This window comes from Bacteroides pyogenes DSM 20611 = JCM 6294, from assembly GCF_000428105.1.
Classification (GTDB): domain Bacteria; phylum Bacteroidota; class Bacteroidia; order Bacteroidales; family Bacteroidaceae; genus Bacteroides; species Bacteroides pyogenes.
Genome location: NZ_ATZH01000042.1, coordinates 10963 through 32539, shown reverse-complemented (window position 1 = coordinate 32539; position 21577 = coordinate 10963). Strand labels below are relative to the sequence as shown.

At 45.6% G+C, this 21577-nt stretch carries 13 protein-coding genes; 12 read left to right on the top strand and 1 reads right to left on the bottom strand.

Annotation, left to right across the window (positions count from 1 at the left end; translation table 11 throughout):
• The 10 genes from C234_RS0111275 to C234_RS0111220 form a co-directional block, all read left to right on the top strand.
• Positions 1-268, top strand: a 268-nt coding sequence (locus C234_RS0111275) for a transposase (protein WP_154656414.1), incomplete at its 5' end; no start/stop codon positions are given.
• Positions 269-610: 342 nt separating this feature from the next.
• Positions 611-1438 carry an ROK family protein gene (locus C234_RS0111265; RefSeq protein WP_027325858.1) on the top strand — a complete coding sequence of 276 codons (828 nt, stop codon included), beginning with the start codon at positions 611-613 and terminating at the stop codon, positions 1436-1438.
• A gap of 133 nt (positions 1439-1571) precedes the next feature.
• Positions 1572-4715, top strand: coding sequence for a SusC/RagA family TonB-linked outer membrane protein (locus C234_RS0111260; protein WP_027325857.1), 3144 nt, complete (start codon positions 1572-1574; stop codon positions 4713-4715).
• A 20-nt stretch (positions 4716-4735) separates the two neighbouring features.
• The gene (locus tag C234_RS0111255) at positions 4736-6376 is read left to right on the top strand and encodes a RagB/SusD family nutrient uptake outer membrane protein (RefSeq protein ID WP_027325856.1); all 1641 of its coding nucleotides are present in this window, start codon (positions 4736-4738) and stop codon (positions 6374-6376) included.
• Positions 6377-6689: 313 nt separating this feature from the next.
• Positions 6690-9623: a GH92 family glycosyl hydrolase gene (locus C234_RS0111250; protein ID WP_027325855.1), complete on the top strand. Its 2934-nt coding sequence runs from the start codon at positions 6690-6692 to the stop codon at positions 9621-9623.
• A gap of 19 nt (positions 9624-9642) precedes the next feature.
• The gene (locus tag C234_RS0111245) at positions 9643-10506 is read left to right on the top strand and encodes an endonuclease/exonuclease/phosphatase family protein (protein WP_027325854.1); all 864 of its coding nucleotides are present in this window, start codon (positions 9643-9645) and stop codon (positions 10504-10506) included.
• A gap of 53 nt (positions 10507-10559) precedes the next feature.
• Positions 10560-11696, top strand: coding sequence for an alkaline phosphatase (locus tag C234_RS0111240; RefSeq protein WP_027325853.1), 1137 nt, complete (start codon positions 10560-10562; stop codon positions 11694-11696).
• Positions 11697-11717: 21 nt separating this feature from the next.
• The gene (locus C234_RS0111235; RefSeq protein WP_021645240.1) at positions 11718-13322 is read left to right on the top strand and encodes an MGH1-like glycoside hydrolase domain-containing protein; all 1605 of its coding nucleotides are present in this window, start codon (positions 11718-11720) and stop codon (positions 13320-13322) included.
• A gap of 16 nt (positions 13323-13338) precedes the next feature.
• A complete protein-coding gene (locus C234_RS0111230) occupies positions 13339-14790 on the top strand; it encodes a glycoside hydrolase family 125 protein (RefSeq protein WP_027325852.1) in 1452 nt (483 codons plus the stop codon).
• A gap of 330 nt (positions 14791-15120) precedes the next feature.
• The gene (locus C234_RS0111220; RefSeq protein WP_027325851.1) at positions 15121-16569 is read left to right on the top strand and encodes a PA14 domain-containing metallophosphoesterase; all 1449 of its coding nucleotides are present in this window, start codon (positions 15121-15123) and stop codon (positions 16567-16569) included.
• Here C234_RS0111220 and C234_RS0111215 read toward each other — a convergent pair.
• Positions 16558-17748, bottom strand: a complete 1191-nt coding sequence (locus C234_RS0111215; protein ID WP_027325850.1) for an AraC family transcriptional regulator — start codon at positions 17746-17748, stop codon at positions 16558-16560. The genes C234_RS0111220 and C234_RS0111215 overlap by 12 nt on opposite strands.
• 522 nt (positions 17749-18270) lie before the next feature.
• Between C234_RS0111215 and C234_RS0111210 the strand changes: the two genes are divergently transcribed.
• Together C234_RS0111210 and C234_RS16355 are read left to right on the top strand one after the other, a co-directional pair.
• Entirely contained in the window at positions 18271-19242 is a 972-nt protein-coding gene (locus C234_RS0111210) for a hypothetical protein (RefSeq protein WP_027325849.1), read from the top strand.
• Positions 19214-21424, top strand: coding sequence for a hypothetical protein (locus tag C234_RS16355; RefSeq protein ID WP_235342678.1), 2211 nt, complete (start codon positions 19214-19216; stop codon positions 21422-21424). Before C234_RS0111210 ends, C234_RS16355 begins: the two co-directional genes overlap by 29 nt.
• Positions 21425-21577 lie beyond the last annotated feature (153 nt).

Below are 21577 nucleotides of genomic sequence, written 5' to 3'. Positions count from 1 at the left end.
TGGAATACAGCTTATTACTAAGTTGAAGAGCAATATGAAAGGGGCTTTGATGAGCGTCTCCGATAAGCTCTTGCTCAGAAAGAGGGCTATTATAGAAACCGTGAATGATGAGCTGAAGAATATTGCACAGATAGAGCATTCCAGACACAGATGCTTTGATAATTTCATCGTCAATCTGCTCGGTGCTATTGCTGCATATTGCTTGTTCCCAAAGAAGCCGTGCATCAATGTACAGAGGACACTGGATACACAACTTGCACTATTCTAAATTCGTCGAACTCACGTTAATTTACTAAATACCGATATATGGATATTTTTTAACATAGCTCTTCTTACTTTTTAATTCTGATAGCGGGTAATATATATATGAAAAATTTATCTCCATAAAAAATTACTGAGCCTTTGTTGGCCTGTTTCAATACCTCGACCGTCGGTGTCATTGACCTCATTTTATAAACTTTGCATCGCTTGTCTGTAAAATAATGCAGATTCAAAGCCGGTTTACTGTCTAATTTTGCGCAAAATGAGGATTTATATGCGCAATTGGTAATATAAAAGGAGGCGGATGTTTTTAATTTTGCATTTACCGAAACCTTTAAAATGAGATACCATGAGATTAACAATTGATTTGGGAGGAACGAATATAAGAATCGCCTGGGTGGAAAACGGACGGTGTCTGAAAAAAATATCGGTGCCTTGTCTTGCGCAAGCAGAAGCCTCGGTGGTGCTTGGACAATTGGTCCGGCTTATTGGGGACATGATGAATGAGCAAGTAGACGGCATTGGCATAGGAGTTCCCTCCATTGTTCATCCTGAAAACGGAATTGTATATAATGTGGCGAATATTCCTTCTTGGAGAAAAGTGCATTTGAAAGACGTTTTGCAGAAAGAGTTTGGCGTATCGGTTGCCGTCAATAACGACTCAAACTGTTTTGCCTTGGGCGAAAGTCGGTTCGGTAAAGGCAGGCCTTATTCTGACATGGTGGGTATTACCATTGGCACGGGCATCGGTGCCGGGGTCATTGTCAATCATCGCTTGTATGGCGGCCGATATATGGGAGCTGGCGAAATAGGCTCATTCCCCTATTTGGATGCCGACTTTGAGCATTATTGCAGTAGTTTCTTTTTCAAACGGCATAACACGACGAGCATGGAGGTGGCCGAAAAGGCAAATCAGGGTGATACCAGCTCGTTGCAGCTCTGGTACGAATTCGGCCTTCATTTGGGCAATCTGATGAAAGTGATTCTCTATGCCTATGCGCCTCAGGCAATTGTATTGGGAGGAGGCATTGCGTCGTCTTTTCCGCTGTTTGAGAGCGCAATGAAAGAAGGCATGCGGGATTTTCCTTATAAAGTGATAGCAGAGGCTGTGGAGATAGTGACTTCGCAAGAGGAAGATGCGAGCTTGCTGGGAGCTTCCGTTCTACCGAACACCTGATTCGGTAAAAATTTTTCGATAAGTAAACTAAATGATAAACCTTTGTAATGCAGTTGTAATATAGTTTGACGAGCTTTGCTCCATTTTTGCTATTATGTAATTGCATAGTATCATAAACTTAAAATTTAAATGCATGAAACGAACAAATCTTAGAATCTATCGAATGATTCCTCCCTTACTTTTGGGACTGTTATTGTCGGTCACTGTTTTTGCGCAGCAAATTTCAGTAAAGGGAATGGTGAAAGACCAAACTGGTGATCCCATCATCGGAGCCAATGTCTTAGTGAAAGGAACGACTGTGGGGGTTGTTACGGATATTGACGGAAAGTTTGAATTGCCGGCTGCCAAGAATGCCGTATTGATCATTAGTTTTGTGGGTTTCACGAATCAGGAAGTTGTGGTTACGGGAAAACCGCTGACGGTGATTTTGAAAGAAGACGCCGAACTGTTGGAAGAAGTGGTGGTATTGGGCTACGGTGCCAGTGCCCGTAAGCAAGACCTTTCGGCTGCAGTGGGGGTGGTGAGCAATGCCGATGAACTGACTGTGCGTCCCGTGACCTCCACTGAAAGTATGTTGCAAGGGCAGTTGCCGGGTGTTACCATTCAGGCGGACGGTGGTGATCCCACCTCCTCTCCGAGCATTGTGATTCGTGGACAAGGCTCGGCTAAAGACGATGTTCTGTGGGTGGTAGACGGCGTTCCAGGTGCTCCCATCGCTTCCATGAATGATATTGAAAGCATCGTTGTGCTGAAAGATGCAGCTTCGGCAGCCATCTACGGCGCACAGTCGGGTGCAGGAGGTGTTGTACTGATTACTACCAAGAAGGCTAAGGAAGGAGCTCCTACCTTATCTTATGACGGCACTTTCGGCATTCGTCAAGCCACTAACTTGATTAAACCTTTGAATGCCGAGCAGCAAATTGAGATGCGCAAGCAATCTCATGCCAATGCTGGGCTTACTTTGCCCACCGGTTGGGATGTAACTAAAAATCCATGGGTGGGAACCACTCGCACAGACTGGATGGACGCCATCTTCCGTACGGCTTTCTACCAACGCCATAACGTGGCTTTGAATGTAGGTACGGACAACTATAACAGCCGCATCTCTTTTGCTTATGACAATGATGAAGGTGTACTGATAAACACCTTTAACAAAAACATGTCTTTGCGCTATAATGGCAAAATGAAGCTGAACAAGTGGATCACCATCAGCGAAGACTTTGTTTGGAAGAATATGGAGTCTCGATCCAAGAATACGGATAACGACGGTTACACTGGCCCCATCATCTCCGCTATCTATATGCCGGCCAGCGCCTCTGTATATAATGCGCTTGATGGAAGTTACGGTGGAACTACCACCGAAGACCCCGCCTATATCACCAAATACGGTTCGAACTTCGCCGATATTCATGGAGATGCTGTGAACCCGGTCCGTTTGCTGGAAGCTGAAAACAGGTACAACAAAACTAGCGATATCTGGAGCACAACTGCATTGGAGATTGCAAATGTGATTCAAGGTTTGAAATTCACCAGCCGCTTCGCATACAATCTAAGTAGTAACCTGTATAAGAACTTCAATCCTATTCGTGATGAAGTGGGTAAACCGACTTTGTCTAACTCGTTGAATGAAAGTACCTACCGTGCCGATGCTTGGAAAACGGAAAACACGCTGACCTACGATAGAACATTCGGCGAGCATACCGTGGGAGCTTTATTCTCTACCACTGCTGACCGCTACAATCGTCGCGGTTTGGAAGTCACAGGACACGACTTTGCCGAAGAGGCTGCAAACTTGCAATACTTGGCTTATGCCGGAACTACCCAAGCCGAGGATTATTTATACGGCCCCGATGCCAATGTGTCCTTGATAGCCCGTTTGGCCTATTCGTATAATGACCGCTATTTCGCCACTGCCTCTTGGCGTCGCGACTATGCCGGGCGCTTGCCCAAAGAGAGTAATCACGGTGATTTCCCCGCTTTGACGTTGGGATGGAAAATTTCTAACGAGCGATTCTTTAAGAAGAGCGACTTTATCAGCCTGCTGAAATTGCGTGCTTCTTGGGGACGCATAGGCAATTTAAGCTCCATACCTTTCAATTACAAATCGCCTTTGCTTGCCAAAAATTCTTGGTCAGAACAAGCGCAATACGGTGTGGAATCGGGCAAGACTTGGGGTAACTTTGTATACAACAGCAGAGCCTTGAATTCCAACCTGACATGGGAGACTTCCGAGCAATATGACTTGGGGTTGGATTTGGAAATGTTTAAAGACCGTTTGTCCTTGTCGTTGGATTATTTCGATAAGCGCACTTACAATTTGATTCAAACCCGTGAGATGGAGTGGCCTAACACTATTGGATTGGAACCTTTGTATGTCAATCAAGGTGAAGTGCGTAATCGTGGCTTCGAAGCACAATTTACTTGGAGAGACAAAGTCGGCAGAAACTTCTCTTATTTCGTATCGGGCAACTTTGCTTATCTGAATAATAAAGTAACTGACATTGGTGTAAAGAATTCCGACGGAACTTCGGGCGTATGGACCAATAGCAAACATTTCCGTGGCGGTTCTTATATCTATCAGACGGCTGAAGGCGAACCTCTGAACTCTTACTATCTGATTAAGACAGATGGTATTTTCCAAAGCGATGCGGAAGCAGCAGCTTATGTGAATAAAGAAGGAGAACGCATTCAGCCCAATGCCGTGGCAGGTGATTTGAAATTTGTAGATGTCAATGGCGACGGCAAGATTACGGATGCCGACCGCCAATATATGGGCAATGCCACTCCTGAAACGACATTCGCTCTGACGTTGGGCTTCAACTACCGAAAGCTGTCTTTCAGTGCCATGCTCCAAGGTGTGGGCGGTGCGCAGGCTGCATATATAGGCAAATACATGCTATTGGGCGATGTAGAAGGCAACTTTAATCGCTCTGCCGAAATATTGAATGCGTGGAGTCCTTCGAATACCGGTTCCGACATTCCTCGTTTATCAAAGAACGATCCGAATGGAAACTTTAGCACTGCTTCAGATTGGTATTTGGAAAACGCCTCTTATCTTCGTTTGAAGAACGTAACCCTCTCTTATGACTTGACGGATGTGCTTCGCAAATGCGCTCATCTCAATGACCGCAATAGCCGTATGTCCGTCTACCTCAGCGGAGAGAATCTTATCACTCTGACCGGCTATTCAGGTATGGATCCTGAGTGCGGTGGCTGGGATGCTATGAAATATCCTGTATCAAGGGTATTCTCCGTAGGTGTGAAATTGATTTACTAATCATCAAAAGCGAAATAAATATGAAAAAATATATTTTTTACATAATGATACCCTTGGCATTACTGTTGGGCTCATGCAGCAATTTTCTGGATGTGCAACCCGAGGGAGACGCTACCGTCAATACTTATTTTACCAGCGACCAGCAATCTATCGATGCAATCGACGCTTTGTACGAGAGGTTTCATCAAGAGGCGGTGTACGGCCGTGAGCTGTTCTGGGAGCAAGGAGCGGCATGTGATGTGGTTTGGGGAAAGACGCGCGGGTATCCCTCTCTTGCCACGCTGAAATATACGGGAGACGAGTCACCGTTGAAAACGGTTTTTGAAAGATTATATATAGTGATGGCACGTTCCAATTATGTCATCAAGCAGTTGCTGGACAAATCGGCCGGCACCGGCTTGAGCGCCATTGAGAAGCGCAGTCTGGGCGAAGCCTATTTTACCCGCGGTTGGGCACACTTTTTGATAGCCTATCGTTACGGAACGGACAAGCAGGGCGTACCGTTCATTCGCTACGAAGATTATAATACTCAAAGCGAATATTATTCCATTCCGCCACAGCAAAAATCCGTTATCGACAACTATAAATACATTATCGAAGACATGGATAAGGCCATGGAGAATCTCCCGAGATTCGAAGAATACGGTGTCGATGACAAAGGACGCGCCCACGATGCTGCCGCGGTGGCCTTCAAGGCAAAAGTGTATGCCTACTGGGCTACATGGGATGCCACGCAGTGGAACAATGTAATTGCCCAGGTAAACGAGCTTGAAAGTACCTATAGTCGTGATTTGGCTGACACATTTGCACAAGTATTCTCTTCTGATTTTGCCGACTTTTGGAACAAGGAATATCTGTGGACCATTCCCGGGAATGGCGGATCCACCGGCGGAGGTTCTGAATTCCCGGGTGTGATTCTTGAAAATAAGGCTTGGGGAAAATACAACGGATGGGGACAGAACAAGCCTTCTTATGATATCTATGCCGAGATGCTGAAGGATGGTGAGGGAAACGACCGATTAGTGCGCACCATTCTGGAGTACGGACAAGAGTTTCAGTTGTTAGGGGAAACTCGCGTGTTCTGGTCGACTTCGGATATCGAGTCGGGATTTATGATCAATAAGTACATGGATCCTTTCAAACATGCAGATGCCGCCGAACAGGGATATATCAACACCAACGGAGACTGGCCCACCGCCCGCATTAATTTCCCCATCATTCGTTTTGCGGAAATGCTGTTGTTCCGTGCCGAGGCTTATTTGATGACCGGACAAGCAGGTAAGGCAACTACCGATTTGAATCGCATTCGCAAGCGTTCCAAGCTTATCTTGCTGGCAGGCGAGGCTACCATGGCCGATTTGTATCATGAACGCCGTTGTGAACTGGCTTTTGAGTTTACTGATCATTTGTTCGACTTGAAGCGTTGGCATCGTTCCGGCAATGCGGAAATCAAAGCCTTGGCGGCGGCCGAACTGAATGCCCACCCGAAAGCTCGTCATTACGAGAATCGTCAGGACCCCACCTCCTCATACAAGGTGGAGGATTATAAGGATTACAAAGACAAGGTAGCCTATAAAGATTACATGATTGTGTTTCCTTATCCTTCCCAACAGGTGGTAAACTCGAACGGCAGGTTAAAACAAAATGAAGGTTATAATTGATGTGCTCCATTGGAGTCTTTAATATGAAATAGAGAGAAACAGATCATTGCCATTGGGCTTGTCTGCAAGGGTCGATATATCTGTTAGTATTGGCTCTTGCAGTTTTTCTCGTCAATTTTATCTGTTCTCCTCGAAGTCGTGACTTATTGCCTTTTCTGCTGATATGACGAAGGTACGGTTCATGTACTTTCCACATGTCACAGAGGGCAGAGGTGCCCGTTTCCGCTTTTTGATAGAAATTAATACGGCAGATATTAGCTTTGACGGATAATGAGGCCAACGATGTTTTTTTGTATTTTTAATGTTTGTTAAAATGAAACAGAGATACCTGATATGTCTTCTTACTGCATGGCTCGGATGTGAATCTTGCACCACCGGCAAGCTGTCTCCCGTTGACTATGTGGATCCCTTTATCGGAACAGGGTTTCACGGGCATACCTATCCGGGAGCCACGGTGCCTTTCGGCGCGGTGCAACTGAGCCCTGACACTCGTGCGGGAAATTGGGACGCCTGCTCGGGATATCATTATGACGATACCTCCTTGAAAGGCTTTTCGCACACCCACCTTAGCGGAACCGGCTGCATCGACTTGGGCGATGTGTTGTTTCGCCCCACCACGCAAGAACCCGATTTGACTGACGAGAAAGCGCTTTATCGGCCTGCAGCCTTTTCCCACCGCGATGAAAAAGCATCGGCGGGTTACTACTCCGTGGTGCTGAAAGACGAGGGTATAAAGGCTGAGCTGACAGCTACCGCACGTGTGGGCATGCACCGTTATACATTTCCTTTGGGCAAACCGACTGTTGTCATAATAGATTTAGCCCACTTGCTTGATAACGAACGCATTTATGAAGCTGTGCTGGAACAAACTGCCGTTAACGAAATTACGGGCATGCGAAGAACTAGGGGATGGACAGATAACCAATACGTGTATTTTGCAGCCCGGTTCTCCAAACCTTTCCGAACGGTGGTATTGGTGCAGGATGGTAAGCCAGTAAGTGTCGGCACGAAGTCCGAAGGCACCCATCTTCAAGCGGTGTTGACATTTGACACTGAAGACAAAGAACCCGTCGTAGCTAAAGTGGGATTATCCTTGGTTAGCGTGGAAAATGCGCGTGCTAATCTGGAACACGAGGTGAAAGGCTTTGATTTTGATGCCGTGTGTGCCGCTGCCCGGAAAGAATGGGAGCGGGTACTTTCGTCCATTGTGGTGGAGGGAGGTAGTGCGGATGAACAGAGAAATTTTTACACTGCCATGTATCATGCCATGGTTGTGCCCAATACGGTGAGCGATGTCAACGGCGAATATCGCCGCCACAACATGCAGATAGGGCAACTTCCTAAAGGCAAGGTGCACTACTCTACTTTTTCCCTCTGGGACACCTTTCGCGCATGGAACCCTTTGATGACATTGATAGACACTACACTGGTCAATGATATGATTCATTCTTTTCTGGATATATACGATGCTTCGGGTGAGCTGCCTATTTGGCCGCTTTCTGCGGGAGAAACGGAGACGATGATAGGCTATCATGCAGTTTCTGTCATAGCCGACGCTTATTTGAAAGGAATAAGAGGCTTTGACGTCGAAAAAGCATTGGAAGCTATGATGGTTTCCTCCGAAAAGAATAAGAAAGGATCGGATTATTATATCAAATACGGTTTTATTCCTTCGAATATCAAGAAAGAGTCTGTTTCTTGCCTGCTTGAGTTCGCCTATGACGATTGGTGCATTGCGCGCATGGCTCAAGAGATGGGGAGAAAGGATATTTATGAAAAGTACATCGAACGTTCTCAAAATTATATCCATGTGTTTGACGGAGGTAGTGGATTTTTTCGCGGCAAGCGGATGGACGGCAACTGGGAAACACCGTTCAATCCGTTCGAGGTGGGGCGTGCCTACACAGAGGCTACTGCCTGGCAATACCGCTTTTTTGTGCCCCATGATGTGAACGGTATGGTGCAATTGTTCGGAGGCAAGGGCGACTTTATCGCCGCGCTTGATTCAATATTCACGGCTGACTCCAAAGTGGAAGGTGAACTGTCAGATATTACAGGGCTGATAGGGCAATATGCCCACGGAAATGAGCCGAGCCACCACATCGCTTATCTGTACAACTACGTGGGGCAACCGTGGAAAACGCAGGAGCTAACGCGTCGCTTGCTGCGCGAGATGTATCGTTCTACCCCGGAGGGGATCAGCGGCAACGAAGATTGCGGGCAGATGTCGGCATGGTATATTTTTTCCGCTTTGGGCTTTTATGCCGTATGTCCCGGAAGCAATGAGTTTGCGTTGACGTCTCCCTTGTTTGAGAAAGCCGTCATCACATTGGCCAACGGAAAGACGCTGACTGTTTCGGCCAATAATCCCGAAGGAAATAGGTATATCAGCAAGGTGGAACTGAACGGTGAAGCGATAGAACAGAATTTTATCACTTATGAACAATTGATAGGCGGGGGAGAGTTGCGCTTTACGCTGTCTGACAAGCCTGATAAAAAAAGAGGGACTTCGGCGGAAGCCGCTCCCTACTCTTATACCAAAGAGAACGTGGTATCTGTTCCTTATGTTGATAAGGACCTGAATCTGTTTTCGGATAGAATAATGGTGACGCTTGCCACAACCACCCGCGGGGCAGAAATCAGATATACCTTGGACGGAAGCGAACCCACTAGAGATGCTCCACTCTATGAAAGGCCTTTTGAGGTGGATAAGAGCTTGCAAATAAAAGCGAAAGGATTTAAAGACGGCTATTTACCGAGCAGAACGCTGTGGATAGCGGCCGTTAAAGCCGAACTGAAAAAGCCGCTTTCCGTATCGCCCGCAAAGAACGGCACAACCTATAGATACTATGAAGGAAACTACCGGACGGTGGAGGATATTGAAAAAACGCCGTTGTTGGAACAGGGAGTCATGGCGAAGCCTTCCATTGCAAATGCCAAACGGGAAGACCATTTCGGATATGTCTTCACGGGGCTGATTAATGTGCCTGAAGACGGGGTTTATGCTTTTCGTACGTCTTCGGACGATGGCAGTGTGCTGTATATCAATGACAAGTTGGTGGTGAATAACGACGGCTCGCATGCGGTCATCACTGCCGACGGATGGATAGCTTTGAAAAAGGGATTCCATTCGTTCCGGATTTATTATTTTGAAGATTATGAAGGGGAACATTTCAGTTGGGCTTGGAAGCGACCTTCGGCAAAGGAAATGGAGCCTGTTCCCGCTTCTGTCTTGTTTGTGGAATAACGCATAAAAATAGATTGTCATGATGAAAAAAAATTTATTACTGTTACCATTCCTCTTCGCTTCGTGCGGACAAGTGAAGCAGCAAGCGTCTGATTCGGAACCTGTCAATATAATGTCTTTCAATATCCGATATGATAATCCGGATGATAGTTTGAACAACTGGAAATATCGGAAGGACCGTGTGGCAAATGCCGTTCGCTTTTACGATGTGGACGTGCTGGGCACACAAGAGGTCCTACACAATCAGTTAGAGGACCTGAAACAACATCTGCCTGACTATGAAGCGGTAGGTGTTGGACGTGAAGATGGGAAAGAAAAAGGCGAATATGCAGCGCTCTGGTATAGGAAAAGTCGGTTTGCGCTGCTCGACGTCGGCCACTTCTGGCTGAGCGAAGCACCCGAGGTACCTGGCTCCAAAGGCTGGGACGGGGCTTGTGAGCGCATGGCTTCGTGGGTGAAACTGCAAGACAAAGTGACGGGCAGGGGATATTTTATACTGAATACACATTTAGACCATGTGGGAGTGGTTGCACGCCGCGAAGGAATAAAGCTTATCTTAGATAGGGTGAGTGAATTGAGTGGTGGATGGCCTGTCGTTGTGACTGGAGATTTCAACTCCGTGCCTGATTCGGACGTTATCCGTCATGTGACCGATGTTGACAATCCCAATCATTTGGACGATGCACGACGGTTATCTCCCGTAGTGTATGGTCCAGCATGGAGTTTTCATGATTTTGGAGAAATACCCTATAACGACCGTCCTTTGATTGATTACGTGTTTGTGCGCAATGGCTTGAAGGTGCTGAGGTATGGTGTGCTAGCCGAAACCGAGAACGGAGCTTTTTTGTCTGACCATGCTCCCGTATTGGTCACTGTCGAATGATAGGTGACGCTTGAGTAAAATGTAGATAATCTATTATATAAATGTTTTTTACTATGAGTAAATTAGTACGAATCTGTATTTTTGCTCTTTCGGTTATGGCATGTTTGCCTGTATCTGGTCAAGAATGCCGGGACAAGGAGCAGACATATGTATTGGAACAACCGTATGAAGTAGCAAAAATAGTCTCTCCTCAAGGGAAGAAGATAAAAAACGTGATTTTGATGATTGGCGACGGCATGAGCCTGATGCACGTATATTCTGCATGGACAGCCAATCGAGGAAAGCTTTTCTTGGACAACAGCAAGGCTGTGGGGTTGTCGAAAACATATTGTGCCGATCGGCTGATTACCGATTCGGGAGCAGGCGGCACGGCCATAGCCACGGGACAAAAAACAAACTATCATTATGTGGGGGTGGATATGCTGGGGCGTCCGTTGAAGTCGTTGATTGAATTGGCCTCCGCCAAAGGAAAGGCAACCGGCATGGCCGTAACTTGTCGTCTGTGGGATGCCACACCTGCCGATTTCTGTTGCCATAATACCGACAGGAATGCGGAGGCGGAGATTGTGGCGGACTATGTAAACTGCAACATCGACTATGTGTTTGGCGGCGGTGCCCAGCTCTTCGAGAATCGGGAAGACGGGCGGAACTTGTTCGACGAGTTGCGTGCCAAAGGTTTTCAGACACCTCGCAGTTGGGACGAGCTGGCCGCTGTGACCAAGGGGAAAGTGTTTGCCGTGCCTTATCCGGTGGACACCCCCCTTCCGGCCGAACGCGGCGACCTGCTGGCTCGCGCGTCGTTAAAAGGCATTGAACTGTTGAACCGCAATAAGAAAGGATTCTTTATGATGATAGAAGGCTCGCAGTTGGACGATTACTCCCATTTCAACGATCTTGACTTGCTGATGCAGGAGACACACGATTTCGACCGAACGATTGGTGCGGTATATGAATGGGCTGCTAAGGATGGGGAAACATTGGTCGTGGTCACTGCTGACCATGAAACGGGCGGACTGACGTTGGTAGACGGAGACCTAAAAGCGGGAAAGATAGTGTGCAATTTCTCCACGACCGGGCATAGCGGTGTCATGGTTCCCGTCTATGCTTTTGGTCCCGGTGCGGAAGTATTTACAGGAATTTATGAGAATACGGCCATTTTCGATAAGATAAAGAGTTTACTCGATTTGTAGAATTTAAAAAAAGACCCTACAATGTTGAAACATATTTTGTTGACGAGCTTGCTACCTTTGGCTGCAAGCTTTGCGCTGAAAGCTCAAAGTAGCGGTAATAATGAAAAATATCATTTACCCTATAAGAATACGTATGTGAAAGAACCCTTGGTCACTGAGAACGAGTATCGTGTGGCAAAACCTGAAATCATCGAGCCGAAAAGCTTTGAGGAAGCCCGGCGTATATTACCCAATCCTATTTGGGAGGGGCATGACAAAGAATTGGAGATGTATTGGAAGGCATGGGAAACGGCTATCGGGCATATTTGTGCCCCTCAACCTGGTTCGGGCTTTGTTTCGAGCTATTTGGATACGGCTTATAACGGCAATATCTTTATGTGGGATTCTTCCTTTATATTGATGTTTGCCCGTTACGGTACACTCTTTTTCCCTTTCCAGCGGACGTTGGATAATTTTTATGTAAAGCAGCATCCCGACGGGTTTATTTGCCGTGAGATAAAAGCCGATGGTGCCGATTGCTTCGAACGCTATGACCCGGTGAGCACAGGACCTAATCTGATGCCGTGGTGCGAAATGGTCTATTTCCATCAGTTTGGCGATCTCGAACGCCTGCATAAAGTATTTCCTGTACTTTGTGCCTATTACAGGTGGCTCAAGCTGAATAGAACGTGGAGAAATGGCACGTATTGGTCGAGCGGATGGGGTACTGGTATGGATAACATGCCCCGTGTTCCGGCGGAGTACAGCCCTATCTACAGTCACGGACATATGATTTGGTTGGATACGAACCTGCAACAACTGTTTACGGCTAACTTATTGCTCGAAATGGGGTTTTATTTGGAGCGCTGGCAAGAGATAGAAGACCTTGAAGATGAGGCTAAAATGTTGAGCCAATATATTCGGGATAACCTTTGGGACGACGAAACGGGGTTCCTGTACGACCAATATGCCGACGGCACGTTGTGCCAAACCAAAGGGATAGGCGCATACTGGGCTTTGTTCACCAATGTGTTGGACGCGGCACAGATAGAGCGTATGGTAAAAGAACTGGATAATCCTGCCACTTTCAAGCGTAAACATCGTGTGCCTTCTCTGTCTGCCGACCATCCTAAGTACAAGGGTAACGGACGCTACTGGCAAGGCGGCATATGGCCGGGCACCAATTATATGGTGATGCAGGGGCTGGTGCGCAAAGGATACGGAAAGCTGGCGCGAGAAATCTGTCTGAATCATTATGCGCAGGTGTTGGACGTTTATAAGAAAACGGGCACTTTCTGGGAATATTATGCGCCTGAGGCTACAGAACCGGGATTTATGGCAAGAGACCATTTTGTGGGGTGGACGGGGCTACCACCTATTGCCGGCCTCATCGAGTTTGTCATCGGTATTCGCGGAGATTATATCAAGAAACAAATTGTTTGGGATATGAACCTGTTGGAAGCGAACGGGATAGAGCGCTATCCGTTTGGGCTTGGAGGAAGCATCAGCCTGAAGGCCGGACCTCGCCGTTCGGTGCACGATGAGCCGCGTATTACAGTAGAGTCCGATGGAGATTTCGAACTGCTTGTGCGCTATGGCGATAAAGAGAAAAAGATAAATGTTGTAAAGGGTAAACACATCTATTGAGAAGGAGGTTTTAATTATGAAGAATAGAATATCCAGACGTCGGTTCCTGAAAACAGGCGGACTTGCTTTGGCTGCCATGGCCGTCCATCCCTCGCTTGTATGGCCTTCGAGGGAAAAGACCGGCTTGAACTATGTTTCGTTGCGACCGGTAGCAGAGAAAAGGAACTTTGTGTCTAAAACCGTGGATGCGGTAATTGAAAAGATCAAGTCTCATATCAAGGATGAAAAGTTGAGATGGATGTTCGAGAACTGCCTGCCCAATACGCTCGACACTACGGTCAGGTATAAACTGAAGGACGGGAAGCCGGACACTTTTGTCATCACGGGTGATATTGACGCCATGTGGTTGCGCGATTCTTCGGCGCAAGTATGGCCCTATCTGCCTTTGATGAAGCACGACGAACCATTGCGACTTATGGTGGCGGGACTTATTAACAGACAGACGAAATGTATACTTATAGATCCATATGCCAATGCGTTTAATGACGGACCGGTGGGAAGTTATTGGGAGACCGACCACACACAGCATATGGTGAAAGAACTGCACGAACGCAAATGGGAGGTGGACTCTTTGTGTTACCCCATTCGGTTGGCATATCATTATTGGAGGCATACCCAGGATGTGTCAGTGTTCGGTGAAGAGTGGCACGAAGCGATGAAGCTGGTGGTAAAAACCTTCAAAGAACAGCAACGCAAGCAAAACTTGGGACCTTATAGCTTCACGCGCAACTGCGACCGCCCGACGGATTCGCAAATAAACGGCGGGTGGGGAGCGCCGGTGAAGCCGGTAGGCTTGATTGTCTCGTCTTTCCGCCCTTCGGACGACGCCACACAATACGGTTTCTTTATCCCTTCCAACATGTTTGCGGTAGTTTCGTTGCGGCAGTTGGCGGAGATAGAGCGGCAGGTTCTTGGAAACGACTCATTTGCTAAAGAGTGTGCTGCTCTGGCAGATGAGGTGGATGCAGCGATTCATAAATACGGAATTGTGAATCATCCCGTGTGCGGGCGTATCTATGCTTTTGAGGTAGACGGTTTCGGCAACGCCCTCTGCATGGACGATGCCAATGTGCCGAGTTTACTGGCTACTCCCTATCTTGGCTATTGCTCCTTTAACGATGTTGTCTATCGGAATACCCGCAAGATGATATGGAGCGATGACAATCCTTACTTCTTTAAAGGAAAAGCGGGTGAAGGGGTGGGAGGTCCCCATGTGGGGCTGAAGTATATCTGGCCGATGAGTATCATCATGAAAGCCTTTACAACGGATGAGCCTGAAGAAGTTCGTGCTTGCCTGAGGCAACTGCGCGATACGGATGGAGACACCGGCTTTATGCACGAGTCTTTTCACGAGGATGATGCGGCGATTTTCACCCGTCCATGGTTTGCTTGGGCAAACACATTATTCGGCGAACTGATTCTTCATACGGTCAGGAAATATCCCAGTCTTTTATCTCAACCGTTATGAAAGTGATATATCCGTTGCTTGCTGCGCTGTCTACCTGTCAAAACGTCCGGAAGCAGGTTGTCGCCTATGACGTCATATCTCTGTCGGTGAAAGCGATGTCAGGGCAGGGACACTGTATCATGCAAGGGGACAAAAGATGGCAGCGCTTTCCGATGAGGCTTCTATGAGGGGTTTTTATTATTTGCAAAAGGTGCTGAAGAATACATCCGTTGTTTTAGCGAGGATGCCCGAAACAACGCAGGCGAACATCTGCTTTGCAGACAATTTACTTTATGGTAAGAGGTCTCCGAACAACAATGATATGAATTAATTAAGAAAATACGTGATACCATGAAAAAAAATGTTGTGATTTTATCGTTTTTATTTTGCTTGTCTGCCGCTTTTTCATCGGCACAGCAACGGCTTGCTTTTAAAGACGGGCGATTTGTGATAGCACAGTTCACAGATTTGCACTGGACGCCCAAGTCGGCGAGGTGCGCCGAAACGGCTGCCGTCATCCGGGCTGTGTTGAAAGCGGAACGTCCCGATATGGTAGTGCTGAGTGGAGATGTAGTGACGGAAGTCCCTGCCCGGGAAGGTTGGCAAGCTGTAATTGGCATTTTTGATGAGGCCAAGATTCCTTTTGTTGTGACAATGGGCAATCATGATGCCGAACCTATGGGTAAAGAGGCTATTTATGACCTTCTGCTGAAATCACCTTTCTATGTCGGCACTAAAGGTCCGGAAGAACTTGCCGGATGCGGCAATTGTGTGCTTCCGGTTTATGGTTCGACAAAGGAGAAAGCGGTGAAAGCTTTGCTCTATTGCATCGACTCCAACGACTATCAGCCGAATAAACTTTATGGCCCGTATGATTGGATTCATTTTGATCAGATTGCATGGTATCGTGCGCAAAGCGCTTGTTATACGAATCGGAATGGGGGAAAACCTGTACCGGCATTGGCTTTCTTCCACATACCGCTGCTTGAGTATAATGAGTTGCCCGGCGACGGAAAAACCTATGGTAACAGTAGGGAGGGCGGAGTGGCTTCTTCCCGCATAAACTCAGGTATATTCGCCTCGTTTGTCGATATGAAGGATGTGATGGGAGCATTTGTAGGGCACGACCATGATAACGATTATATCGGGATAAATAAAGGCATTGCCCTTGGCTACGGGCGAGTGACCGGCGCAGATGCTTACGGTTCGTTAACGAGAGGAGCCCGTATCATCGAATTGTATGAGGGACAATGGAAGTTCGACACTTGGATTTCTACGCCTGCAGGGCGTGAAGCAGCCTACTATTATCCTTCGGGCTTGAACTCGGAGGAGGAGTGTACCATGACTTACCTGCCGGCCCAAGAGGCTTCTCCGAGTAAGCAGGGTGTTGCATATGCCTACTATGAAGGGAAATGTAAACGGATTTCCGATATCGCCTCTTGCAAGAAAATAAAGGAAGGTACGATGCGCAACATTACCATTGAGGAATCTCTTGCGGCAGACCATTTCGCTTATGAGTTTCGCACGTTGATCCGGATTCCCGAAAGGGGGGTATATCGCTTCTATACTTTCTCGGATGACGGATCGGTGCTTTATATAGATGGTGAGCAGATTGTAGACAATGACGGCGGACATAGTGGGCGACGGGCCGAGGGGAAAGTGGCGCTTGAAAAAGGCTTACATGAATTGCGCTTGCTGTATTTCGAGGATTACATGGGGCAGGAATTGGAAGTGGGATACTCCGGCCGCAACATTGAGGAAACCGTCTTGCCGGACACTATGTTGTTCTTACCTGATTGATTTATTGCCGATGATGCAACCTTCCGTGCAGTGCGCTTTCCTGTATTCATGGGGAGAGACATTCTTCAAGGCTTTGAATTGGCGAGACAGGTTTTTCAGGTTGTTGATGCCTACTTGTGCAGCCACGTCGGCAATGGGGGCGTCGTCCGCTAGCAGCAGTTGGGCAAAACGTTCCATACGCAGGTTGAAGATATATTTATGAATGGATTGCTGGGTGACCTGCTTGAAGCGCATCTCCAAAAGGCGGCGCGACAATGGCACTTGCTTGACGATATCCGATACGGTGATGTCGGCCGCGATGTTCTGGTGGATGTATTTTAGGGCTGTCTGAATATGGGCATCGGTAGTGGAGTAAAAGTCTGTGGATAAACGATTGACGATATTGACCGGCTGAATCACTACATCCTGATAGGCAGCTTCTTCATCGTTTATTAGAAAATCGATGAGAGCCGCCGCTTCAAATCCTCCTCTTACGATGTTTTGGCTGATGCTGGACAAGGGAGGATCGGATAGATTGCAGATGATCTCATCGTTGTCTACGCCTAAAATGGCGATCTTGTCCGGCACCCTGATGTTGTTTACTTTGCAGATTTCTGTGATGCGGTTGCCTTGATTGTCGTCGCAGGCCATCAGAGCTGTGGGTTGAGGCAATGATTTCAGCCAGTTGAGCAGCGGAGGGGCCTCGTAAAACCATAGGTCGTCTAAAGATTGGTGTTGGTAAGAGTGAAAATTGTTGCCGAAGCCTTGTGCTGCTACACATTCGTAGAAACCTTCACAGCGCTCTTGCGACCACACTGTGTCTCGATAACCGTAAAAGGCGAAGTTCTGAAAACCTTTGCTCAGGAAGAATTCCGCCGCCATTTTCCCGGTTTTGCGATAATCGCCGGTGATGTTAGGAATGTTGTCGAATCTTGACTTGTAGTCCTGTGCCAATGCAATGATACCGTTTTCGCGAAACAGTTCTACGTTGTCATCGTTGTCGAACCGGCCGATGATTGCATCCGCATGCCATGTTTTTGCCCATTTCAGCACACCTTCTATGCCGTAGCTATTCTTGTAGGAAGGCGGCATCCGGCATACCACCCACGGCTCATGACTTTTGGAGTAGGCCAACACTCCCTTCAGCAAATTATAAGAAAAGGATTCTGTAAAATCGGTCAGTAGTATCAATCGAATCATGACGGTGGAATAAAAAGAAAATTCATCTCTGCGACACAAATATAAGCCTTATTTCTTTTTTTTCAAATCTTTTCCCCCATATTTGCAGATGGCATCGACTCTCTCTTCTTGGCTCAGTAGTTTTTGTGGGGCTATGCGTATAATCGGGTTATTCTGAATAACTTTATTTTTGTATTCTTGTTATAATTTCTCGTTCGTACATATATGACGAAAATAGTCTCAATGAGATAATAGGGAGCAAAAAGAGAATGAAGTCATTGTTACAGTTGTATATTGAAATTCATGAAAAGGTTTAGTTATAAAAAAGTTCTGTTTATCAGAGATAATAAAGTATTAGTTGTCAATACTTCTACCAAATATTAATAAATTATTGTTCTTCGATGAGATTGTAGTATACAAAACAACTATGTAAGGGGTAGTTTGTACACTCAAAAAATGATTTCGTACAGTTGAGAAATAATTGCTCGGCTGTACGATTTATTTTTATGAGATTTGTATAAAGGAATTATCGTATTAAACAATATGAAATATCTACTTAAAATCGGATTAGCATTAGTCAATGCTACTTTTCTTATTTGCTGTGGTCACACGAATAATCCTGTGAATGGAGAGACGGTTGACGCTGTAAGTAGGAATTCTATCTATTATTGGAAAACCTCTTTTAATATTGATTTAACTGAGATGTCCTTCCTACAAAGGCACAACATTTCCCGTGTTTATTTACGAATGTTTGATGTTGCCATTGAGCAAAACTACCAAACCGGAAGTACGGATATTGTGCCAATTGCTACTACCAAGTTTGTTTCGTCTGTTCCCAAAAATGTAGAGATTGTCCCTCTAACATACATTACGATCGATGCTCTTCGTGCTATGATTGGCAGAGAAGTAGAATTTGCATCACTTATCGTCGAAAGATTGTTGGCCATGAGTTCCTACAATGAGTGTGGCAAGATTAGCGAGATTCAGCTCGATTGTGATTGGACAAACTCTACAAAGAGTAGCTATAGCCGGTTGTGCCAAATGGTAAAGAACTCTTTACTTTCTAAGAATATCGAACTAAGTATAACAGTAAGATTGCATCAGTTGCAGGAAGCACCACCTCCTGCAGATAGAGGAGTATTGATGCTTTACAATACAGGAGCGTTGAAGAACCCTGGAACGAAAAATTCCATATTGGATATTGCTGATGCAGTCCCGTATATCAAGCCGATTAAATATGCCATTCCTCTTGATTACGCTTATCCTCTTTTCGGTTGGGGGGTTAAGTTTGAAAACAATAAATTCGTATCCATAGTCTCAGCAGATAGTTGTACATCTTCTAATGGCGAACATATCAGATACGAAAGACCTGCACCAGCAGAAATTCTTTCCGTTAAAGAACTTGTTGAGCAGAACTTAGGCAAGCCGACAAGAGGGAATATACTTTATCACTTGGACAATTCACAACTAAAAAATTATACCAACGATGAAATTAATCAGATACTTTCTTTTTAGCCTTTTATCATTGCTTGCCACTAATGAAGTATTGGCTTGCTGGGGAGCGTGGTATACACCAGATGGATATTATATGTACAGGGTTCATAATATCCAACCCGATCCCGAACTGGCAGTTGAGGGGTATTATCCTAGAGCCGGTAAAAATTGCGAAAGTTGGCAGAAGTTGACCTCTAGCAACATTCCATTGGAGGATATCTATCATGTCGTCTACACGATGTCACTCGAGGAGTTTGAATCGATATATGATAACAAAGGCATCGTTTATGAAAATAGGTTTGTGAATTGGATCACCAAGAAGGACACTGCAATCCTTGATTTTCTTCTTCTAGCGAAGACAAATGAATATATTCGTCTGAAACGCAATTCCCGATGGTATTATCCTTCGATGAAGATCGGAGCAAGAATGACCATTGAGGAGATTGCGGAAAAAGCGTTGTCTGTAGATGATGAAAGGCTTCGTGATAGATACTTACTGCAAGGTGTTAGAGCATTGTTTTCACTGGCTAAATATGAAGAATGCATTGATCTATGGGAATCTGAAGTATCGCATCTTCCGGAAGAAAATCTTATGCGCCAACTTATTCATCCCTACATAGCCGGTGCTGCATTCCATGTGAAGCGTTCAGAAAAGGCTTTGGAGTATTTTGCTCAACTTGGCGATGTGAAATCAATGCTCTTCTGTGCGGGCCGTACTGGAGAAGAACTTTCTACCGTTGATGCCCTTGAATGGGTATGTGAATATGCTCCTAACAGTAGCTATATAAGTGAGACTTTACAATCTTATGTGAGGAAACTTGAGCCATTGGGTAGATTATATTGGGATGATGAATTTGAAGTAACATCTGAATATAATAAGTTATATTCGTTATGTTTGAAAATGGCTCGCAGCAGTAGAAGTGCCAATCCCGCAATGTGGTATTACACGGCATCTTTTTTAGCAGATCTTAATGGGGAAGAAACTAAGGCCTCGTATCTGTTGAGGTTAGCCGAAAAGAGTAAATCGTCTGATTATATAGATGAATCTATCCAAGTATTTAGAATATATTTGGATGCGAAGCTGCTGCCATACAACTCCTCTTACGAGAATAAATTGTTCAGTCAATTGAAGTGGCTTGATTTTAAAATAACCAATAATATGGATGAAAAAGTTCGCCAAGAAACAGCTCGAGGTTATATGCTGTTTAACTGCCGAAGCTACTACTATTGGAATGATATGATGCGTCGAATATTGTTGGCTGAGGTATGCCCTCGAATGATTAAAGCAGGTAAGACAACTCGTGCGTTACAACTTGCAAACATGGCTGACAATAGCTTGCTCGGACTTATCAACAGGAGAGAATTGGATGGTTCCGTTGAAGTAAACGATAGTTGCGAATATAGGCCTGTAGTGATATATACGATGTCTGAGTATCGCTATTCTACCGATTTCAACTGTCACGACTATAGCAACCACTTCTTTGAAATGATAGATAGCCTTGGTGTGAATACAGCCATAAAATATGTAAAGGATGTGCGAAAACCCAAGTCTGAGTTTGATCGTTATCTAAATGCTCGTAGTTATACTGGAAATGATTACTTAAATGACATAATAGGTACCCAGTGTCTGCGAAATATGCGATATGCCGAAGCTGTAGAATACCTTGGGGCAGTAAGTGAAGCGTATAAGAATCACCACAATGTTTACATGAAATATGATCCGTTTGGTGTAAAAAGGACGGCTATACGAGTGAAAACGGATTTTAGATATGATTTTGCGAGAGAGATGCTCTCTTTGGAGCAGAGTATTAAACTAACTACAGATCCTAATCGCAAGGCTCAACTTATGGTAAAATATGCCATTGGCCTACGAAATTCATTTGATTTCTGTTGGGGATTGACGCAGTATTATAAAGGTGTCAATTATTGGGGGCAAGTTTGTGAAAAGAGAGATTGGTCAAAAGATAAGTACACAATAGCAGCTAAAAATAAAGTGAAACAATTAGTTCAGCTTGCTTGCGATATTGTTACTGATGACGAGATTGCAGCCAGTATTTATTATGATTTATGTAATTTTAAAACTATTGCCAATAATTATCCAAATACAGAGTTTGGTAAATTGGTTAGAGGGAAGTGTGATAACCTCTATGATTATCAAGAGAAAATATTAACTTTATCATCAGAGGATGACAGTGCAGTATGACTACCGAAGCAGTGAGACAGGGTTTCCGTACAGGCGACAGCAACTACACAGTAGAACAGGCCTGGAGTGAATGGCAACAGTTTTGTTCCAAATGGGGCGGTACTACAGAAGCATCAGCAAACGCGCAGAGGATTCCTCTTATGAACTCAAAAG

Coding starts and splice junctions, on each gene's coding strand:
- C234_RS0111210 (WP_027325849.1), top strand. CDS start 18,271: ATGAAATATCTACTTAAAATCGGATTAGCATTAGTCAATGCTACTTTT.
- C234_RS0111230 (WP_027325852.1), top strand. CDS start 13,339: ATGAAGAATAGAATATCCAGACGTCGGTTCCTGAAAACAGGCGGACTT.
- C234_RS0111265 (WP_027325858.1), top strand. CDS start 611: ATGAGATTAACAATTGATTTGGGAGGAACGAATATAAGAATCGCCTGG.
- C234_RS0111260 (WP_027325857.1), top strand. CDS start 1,572: ATGAAACGAACAAATCTTAGAATCTATCGAATGATTCCTCCCTTACTT.
- C234_RS0111215 (WP_027325850.1), bottom strand. CDS start 17,748: ATGATTCGATTGATACTACTGACCGATTTTACAGAATCCTTTTCTTAT.
- C234_RS0111255 (WP_027325856.1), top strand. CDS start 4,736: ATGAAAAAATATATTTTTTACATAATGATACCCTTGGCATTACTGTTG.
- C234_RS0111245 (WP_027325854.1), top strand. CDS start 9,643: ATGATGAAAAAAAATTTATTACTGTTACCATTCCTCTTCGCTTCGTGC.
- C234_RS0111240 (WP_027325853.1), top strand. CDS start 10,560: ATGAGTAAATTAGTACGAATCTGTATTTTTGCTCTTTCGGTTATGGCA.
- C234_RS16355 (WP_235342678.1), top strand. CDS start 19,214: ATGAAATTAATCAGATACTTTCTTTTTAGCCTTTTATCATTGCTTGCC.
- C234_RS0111250 (WP_027325855.1), top strand. CDS start 6,690: ATGAAACAGAGATACCTGATATGTCTTCTTACTGCATGGCTCGGATGT.
- C234_RS0111235 (WP_021645240.1), top strand. CDS start 11,718: ATGTTGAAACATATTTTGTTGACGAGCTTGCTACCTTTGGCTGCAAGC.
- C234_RS0111220 (WP_027325851.1), top strand. CDS start 15,121: ATGAAAAAAAATGTTGTGATTTTATCGTTTTTATTTTGCTTGTCTGCC.